Source organism: Acidobacteriota bacterium (genome assembly GCA_020845575.1).
GTDB lineage: Bacteria > Acidobacteriota > Vicinamibacteria > Vicinamibacterales > Vicinamibacteraceae > Luteitalea.
The window spans coordinates 131,689-139,021 of the sequence record JADLFL010000052.1 but is presented as its reverse complement, the minus strand read 5'-3'; the positions used below and the strand labels follow the sequence as shown (position 1 = coordinate 139,021).

Annotated in this window: 6 protein-coding genes; all 6 read left to right on the top strand. The window is 67.3% G+C overall.

The window, feature by feature from the left end; all coding sequences use genetic code 11:
• The coding region (locus tag IT182_15260) for a sigma-70 family RNA polymerase sigma factor (protein MCC6164707.1) at positions 1-490 on the top strand (490 nt) is incomplete at its 5' end.
• A gap of 165 nt (positions 491-655) precedes the next feature.
• Positions 656-910, top strand: coding sequence for a hypothetical protein (locus IT182_15255; protein MCC6164706.1), 255 nt, complete (start codon positions 656-658; stop codon positions 908-910).
• Between the two features lie 255 nt (positions 911-1,165).
• Complete coding sequence (locus IT182_15250) at positions 1,166-1,531, top strand: winged helix-turn-helix transcriptional regulator (protein ID MCC6164705.1); 366 nt, start codon at positions 1,166-1,168, stop codon at positions 1,529-1,531.
• 10 nt (positions 1,532-1,541) lie between these two features.
• Positions 1,542-2,006, top strand: a complete 465-nt coding sequence (locus IT182_15245) for an SRPBCC domain-containing protein (protein MCC6164704.1) — start codon at positions 1,542-1,544, stop codon at positions 2,004-2,006.
• A 41-nt stretch (positions 2,007-2,047) separates the two neighbouring features.
• Positions 2,048-2,704, top strand: a complete 657-nt coding sequence (locus IT182_15240; protein MCC6164703.1) for a recombinase A — start codon at positions 2,048-2,050, stop codon at positions 2,702-2,704.
• Between the two features lie 1,317 nt (positions 2,705-4,021).
• A complete protein-coding gene (locus tag IT182_15235; GenBank protein MCC6164702.1) occupies positions 4,022-7,309 on the top strand; it encodes an error-prone DNA polymerase in 3,288 nt (1,095 codons plus the stop codon).
• Positions 7,310-7,333 lie beyond the last annotated feature (24 nt).

The window sequence follows — 7,333 nt, the reverse complement described above, 5'->3', positions numbered from 1 at the left end:
GTACTCGACGTACGCCACGTGGTGGATCCGTCAGGCCATCACGCGCGCGATCGTGCAGGAACTAGGGCGCGAACCGACCTCCGAGGAGATCGCGCAGCGGATGGACATCCCCGTCGCGAAGGTCCGCAAGGTCCTCAAGATCGCGCAGGAGCCGATCTCGCTCGAGACACCGATCGGCGAGGAAGAGGATTCGCACCTCGGCGACTTCATCGAGGATCGCAACATCGTGTCGCCGGCCGAGGCCGTCATCAATCTGAACCTCAAGGAACAGACAGACGACGTGCTGAAGACGCTGACGCCGCGCGAAGAGCGCGTCATCAAGATGCGGTTCGGCGTGGGCGACGGCAGCGAGCACACGCTCGAGGAAGTTGGCCAGAACTTCGCCGTCACACGCGAGCGCATCAGGCAGATCGAGGCCAAGGCGCTCCGCAAGCTGCGCCACCCGTCGCGCAGCCGCAAGCTGAAGGCGTTCCTCGAAGGCCGCTCGTAGCGGTCGCCTCCCACATGGAGCGCACGGGCTTCGGCCCGTGCGTTCTGCAGCGCTGAGGCGCGGGTTCTGTCGGGCAGACCCTCCGTGCGGAGTGGTGACTCGCCGCGCGGCCGAAAGACATCGAGGACATCCGGTTGCTCCGCGCGCTCGAGTCGGAGAGTGAACATGGGTGACTCGAACAGGATCGACGCGCTGCGAGAACGCCGAGTCACGCCGGCCGAAGCGCGTGCCTATCTTGACGCGCCGACAAGCGACGCCGAACGCGAGCGCGTGCTGGAACTCGCCCGTTGGTTCCGCCGCAGGTATCCGACACCGCTTGAACGACTCGCGTACGCGCGACGCGCATACGCCCGCTGGCATCGCACGTCCGACCTGATCACGCGACGAGGACCCGACCAGGCACGCGCTGCCGACAGTTGACTGACGACAGGCGCTCACAACTCGAGGAGCGCGCGGAGCCGTGCCCTCACGTCGGCGAGCACCTCGGTCGGGGCAGTCGCGGCGAACTCCACTCGTCGGGCGTCCCAAATCCAGGTTCTTGACGTGATCGGCCAGGACCACCCCCGTCACCGCGCCGCGACCGGGTAGCGCAACCTCGAACGCCAGCACGAATCCGGGCGTCCACGAACTCCCTCTTGCGGGCTGCCACTTCGCGTGATAGACATACTGAACCATATGGTTCAGTGTTGCCCCGCCCGCTTCGATGCGTCGTTCGCCGCGCTCTCGGACACCACCCGACGCGGCGTGCTCGAGCAGCTCGGGCGCGCAGACGCGTCGATCACCGACCTTGCCGAGAAGTTCCGGATGACCCTCACGGGCATGAAGAAGCACGTCGGCGTGCTGGAGCAGGCGGGGCTCGTCATCACGGAGAAGGTCGGACGCGTGCGGACCTGCAGGCTCGGCCCGGGCCGGCTGGAGGAAGAGGCGGCATGGCTCGAGAGACATCGTCAGCTCTGGGACGCGCGTTTCAGCGCGCTGGACACGGTTGTCGAGGAACTGGAACGGAAGGAGACAGTCGATGGACGCAGGAAGAGGAAGTGAGCCCACAACCATGGAGAACCGCACGACAGTGGAACGGACGTCCGAGCGCGAGCTCGTCGTGACGAGAACCTTCGACGCCCCGGCGCGCATCGTGTTCGAGGCGTGGACCAGGCCCGAGCTGTTCACGCGGTGGTGGCTTCCCAAGTCGATGGGCATGTCCCTGCGTTCCTGCGAGATGGATGTTCGCGTCGGGGGCACGTACCGTCTCGAGTTCGAACCCGATGGAATGGCGTTCTTCGGTACGTACCTCGAAGTGGCACCGCACTCGCGCCTCGTGTGGACCAATGAGGAAGGCGGTGAGGGCGGACCTGTCACCACGGTGACATTCGAGGAAACGGGGGGCAGGACGCTGCTGGTCCTGCACGAGCTCCATCCCTCGAAGGAAGCGCTCGACGCGGCCGGTACCGGAGCGGCCGATGCGATGGTCGAGACGTTTGCGCAGCTGGACGAGCTCCTCGCCTCGAGCGCGTCGTAGCGTCGCATCTTCGCTTTATTTTCGCTATAGTAGAGGGCCCCATGCTGGCCCTCGCTTCGCGCCTCGACACGCTTGCCGCAGCGTCGGCACCGGTGCTTCCCGAGCCGGCCCATCCGCCGCTCTGGCAATTGAGCGATCTGGCGGGCCGCCTGGTGGAACTGTCGGGCCAGCAGGCGGCGGCGCGCCTGACGGCGGCGTTCGGGCTCGTGCTCGAGGCGCAGATCTGTGGCGATCGGGCGGCATGGGTCACGTGCGGACAGGGCACGTTCTTCCCGCCGGACGTGGCGGCCGGCGGCGTGGACGTCGAGTCGCTGCCGGTGGTGCGCATCGATCACACGCGCGCCGCGGGACGGGCCGCCGAGCATCTCGTCCGCTCGGGCGGCTTCGGGCTCGTGGTGGTCGACCTGGCCAACGACACGGCACGCGCGCGTCCCGAGCCATCACCGCACGCGCTGCCGGTGCCGCTGCTGATGCGACTCCTGGCCCTTGCGCGCACGCATCACGCAGCCGTGCTGATGCTGACGAAGAAGTCGCCTGATGCGGCGTCGATCAACTCGCTGATCTCGCTGCGCGCCGAGGCGCAGTGGAGCGCGTGCAGCGGACGCTACGACGTGTGCGTCCGCGCCCTCAAGGACAAGCGCCGCGCACCGGGATGGCATCACGTGGAGGCATGCCGTGGATCGGTGGGCATGCGTTGATCTTCCCGTGCTCCCGCTCCAGCTCCTCCTGAAGGATCGGGCGGAATGGATGCGCCTGCCGTGCGCGGTGGTCGAAGCCGACGCGCCACAGGCGCTCGTGCAGTTCGTGAACGCGCGTGCCTGCGAACGTGGCGTACGCCCCGGCCAGCGCTATGCGACGGCGCTCGCCCTGGCCAGCGATCTTCGGGCCGGCGTCGTCGCGCCATCGCAGCTCGCGCAGCACACGCGCGATCTCGCCGATCGCCTGCGACGCCATTCGCCGCACGTGGAGCCGTCGACCGACATGCCCGGCGTCTTCTGGCTCGATGCGCAGGGACTCGACAGGCTCTATCCCTCGCTGCGCGACTGGGCGCAGGCGGTCCGCCTCGAGATGCGGCGCGCCGGGATGCGCGCCGCCGTCGCCGTCGGATTCACGCGATTCGGCGTCTACGCCCTGGCGAGATGTCATCCGGGCATCACCGTGTGCGAGAACGCGAATGAGGAACATGTCGCGGTCCAGCGTGTGCCGCTGTCGTCCATCGATCTCGATCCAGATGCCCTCACGCGACTGGCCGCGCTCGGCATCGAGACGCTGGGCGGATTCCTGCAGTTGCCGGCCGACGGCATCCGGCAGCGATTCGGCGCGTCGGCGCACGCGGTGTATCAGCTTGCGGGCGGACACCGGTGGGCACCACTCGCGCCCGTCGCGCCGGAAGAACCGCAGACACGGTTGATCCACTTCGATACGCCGGAGATCAGCACCGAGCGGCTGATCTTCATCGTCAAGCGCCTGCTCGATTCGCTCGTCGCCGCGATCGACGCGCGAGCGCACGCCATCGTCGCCCTCACGCTGGGGATGACGCTCGACAACCGCACGACGCTGACCGAGCACGTGCGTCCGGCAACGCCCACGCTCGACGCCACGCAGCTGCTGGCGCTCGTCCGTCTGCGCCTCGAGGCACTGCGCCTGCCCTCCGGTATCACGACGCTGCGGATCACGCCCACGACATGCCCCGACGCGGCCGAACAGCGCCGGCTGTTCCCGCTCCATGCGCGGCGCGATCCCGAGCTGGCCAACCAGGCATTCGCGCGGCTGCGTGCCGAGTTCGGCGAGCGCGCCGTCGTGCGCGCGCGCATCGGCAACGCGCATCTGCCTGCCGCCCGATTCGAATGGGAGCCGATCGATCGCATCCCGCTGCGCGCCTCACCCATCGTCGTGACCGCGCGTCCGCTCGTGCGGCGGATCTACACGCCGGCGATTCCACTGGCTCCTGGCTTCACGCTGTCGACGACAAGTTCACCAGCATCCGTCTCGGGTCCCTATACCGTGTCCGGCGGATGGTGGGTCGGCAGCGGTGTCCGTCGCGACTACTACTTCGCACCGACAGGCGACGGCACGCTGTTGTGGGTCTACTTCGACCATCGCCACAAGCGCTTCTTCCTTCAGGGGTGCGTGGAGTGACGGCACAGCCCTACGTCCCCCTCTGGTGCAAGAGCAACGGTTCGTTCCTCGAAGGCGCCAGCCACCCGGAGCAGTTGATCGAAACGGCGGAGACGCTCGGCCTGCCGTCGCTGGCCCTGACCGACCGCGACGGCGTGTACGGCATCGTTCGCGCGCACGTCGAAGCGAAGCAGCGCGGCCGTCATCTGATCGTCGGTGCGCAGGTCACTGTTGGCGCCGTCGATGCGTCGACGACCCCCTCCACCATCGTCCTGCTCGCACAGGATCGCGGCGGCTACGCGAATCTCTGTCGCCTCATCACGATCGGACGACGACGACGGCCGAAGGGAGAGTCGCTGGTCACGTGGGATGAGGTGTGCAGCCATGCCGCCGGACTGCTCGCGCTCTGGGGTGGAGACACCAGCATGCTCGTGCGCGAGTCCGATGAGGAGATCGATCCGGCCGCCGGCATGCTGTGCGACGCCTTCGGCGATCGGCTGTACGCCATGGCCGCACGTCATCGTCGAGACACGGAGACCGCTGAAGAGGCGCGCCTGCGAGCACGAGCGGCCCGCTACGGTCTTGCCGTCGTGGCGGCTGTCGAAGTGCTGTATCACGACCCCGCGCGGCGCGCGCTGCAGGACGTGATGACCTGCATCCGTCACGGCGTCACTGTCCATTCAGCCGGCCGGTTGCTGAAACCGAACGCCGGACACGCGCTCCTCGGTCATCAGAATTTCGCAACGCTCTTTGCCGACGACCAGGCGGCTGTCGCGCTCACAGTCGACGTCGCGTCGCGCTGCCGCTTCTCGCTGGATCAGCTCAGGTATCGCTATCCCGCTGAACACGTTCCAGGAGGGCTGACGTCGTCCTCGTGGCTTCGCCATCTGTCATATGAAGGGGCTCGGAACCGGTACGGTGGCGAGACGCCTCATGCGGTGCTCGAGCAGATCGACAAGGAACTGGCGCTCATCGACGAGCTCGATTACGGCGGCTATTTCCTGACGATGCACGACATCGTCACGTTCTGCGCGTCGAAGAAGATTCTCTGTCAGGGCAGAGGGTCGGCGGCCAACTCGGTGGTCTGCTATGCGCTCGGCATCACCGCTGTCGATCCGCAGCGGGTCCAGTTGCTCTTCGAGCGGTTCCTCTCGAGGGAACGCGACGAGCCGCCGGACATCGACCTCGACGTGATGCACGAACGGCGCGAGGAAGTCATCCAGCACATCTACGAGAAGTACGGCCGTCGACACGCGGCGATGGTGGCCAACGTCGTCCGCTATCAGCCACGGTCGGCGGTGCGCGATGTCGGCAAGGCGCTCGGCCTGTCGGAAACGACACTCGACCGACTGGCGCGGTTGCTGTCCCATCACGGGAAGGTGTCCATCAACACGCTTCGCGACGTGGGGCTCGACCCGGCGGCGCCGCTCCATCGACATCTCCTGGAGTTGAGCAGCGAGATTCTCCAGGCACCGCGGCATCTGTCGATCCACCCTGGCGGCTTCCTCCTGGGGCACGAACCGGTACACGACATCGTGCCTATCGAGAACGCCACGATGGCCGATCGCACGGTCATCCAGTGGGACAAGGACGATGTGGACGCGATCGGGCTGTTCAAGGTGGACATCCTGGGACTCGGCGCGCTGACGCAGCTTGATCGCATCTTTCGCCTGCTGGCCAGCCATCGCGGCGTGGATCTGTCGATGGCTTCGATTCCGGAGAACGACGAGGCGACCTACGCCATGATCGGAGCGGCGAAGACGGTTGGCGTCTTCCAGATCGAGTCGCGTGCGCAGATGTCGATGCTGCCGCGGCTGCGTCCCAGGAACTACTACGACCTCGTCATCCAGCTCAGCATCGTGCGGCCCGGCCCCATCGTCGGGGGCATGGTCCATCCGTACCTGCGCCGGCGGAAAGGTGAGGAAGCCGTCATCTATCCGCACGATTGCCTGAAGCCCGTGCTCGAGAGAACGCTTGGCGTACCGCTCTTCCAGGAGCAGGTCATGAAGCTGGCGATCGTCGCGGCCGACTACACGCCCGGCGAGGCGGACCAGTTGCGTCGCGACATGGCCGCGTGGCGTCGGTCGGGTCGTCTCGAACAGCACAGGGAACGGCTCGTGACGCGCATGGTGGCCAAGGGCATCGCGCCCGAGTTCGCGGAGCGTGTCTATCAACAGATCCTGGGCTTCGGCGAATATGGCTTCCCCGAGAGCCACGCCGCCTCGTTCGCGATCATCAGTTACGCATCGTCATGGCTGCGGCGGCACTATCCGGCGGAGTTCACGTGCGGATTGCTGAACGCACAGCCGATGGGCTTCTACTCCGTGGCGACGATCATCGAGGATGCCAAGCGGCAGGGTGTGGACGTTCGGCCGGTGCACGCGCAGGCGAGCGCATGGGATTGCACGCTCGAGGATGTCGAGCGGCCGGCGTCGTGCGACTGTGGATCCGTCGACGATGCGCACGACCGCCGATTCGCGGTGCGGATGGGACTTCGCTTCGTCAAGGGCTTTGCCCGGAAGGAGTGCGACAGCTTACTCGCGGCGCGCGCGCACGCGCCGTTCGCGTCGCTGGCCGACGTGGCGCGGCGAACGGGGCTCGGGCGGCGGGCGCTCGACGTGCTGGCCGAAGCGGGTGCGTTCGAGAGCCTCGATCCGTCGCGCCGCGCCGTGCTGTGGGAAATGCCCGGTGCCGTCCTCGATGCGCGCCTGCCGCTGGCGCTTGCAGGTGCGCAGGACGTGCCCGTCCCGACGTTCCTGCCCCTCGATTCGGGAGAGACCGTCGCCTGGGACTACCGGGCGTCTTCGCACAGCGTGCGCGGACATCCGATGGCGTCGTTGCGGCACGCGCTCAGGCGCCAGGGGATCTGCGATGCGGAGACCGCGCAGAAGACGCCGTCGGGCACCACCGTGCGGTATGCCGGCGTCGTGACGCACCGCCAGCGTCCGGAGACCGCCTCCGGCGTGACGTTCATGACACTCGAGGACGAGACAGGCTCCGTCAATCTCGTGATCTGGGCGCGCACGTTCGAGGCGTTCTCGGTTGTCGCGCGGACCGCGCCCCTGCTCGGGGTCACCGGAACGATCGAAGCGAAGGACCATGTCGTCCACCTGATCGCCAGGCGCCTGTGGGTCCCGCGCGCCGCCAGGATGCGCGCATCGATCAAGAGCCGCGACTTCCATTGACCGGCGCGCCGTACAATCGTGACC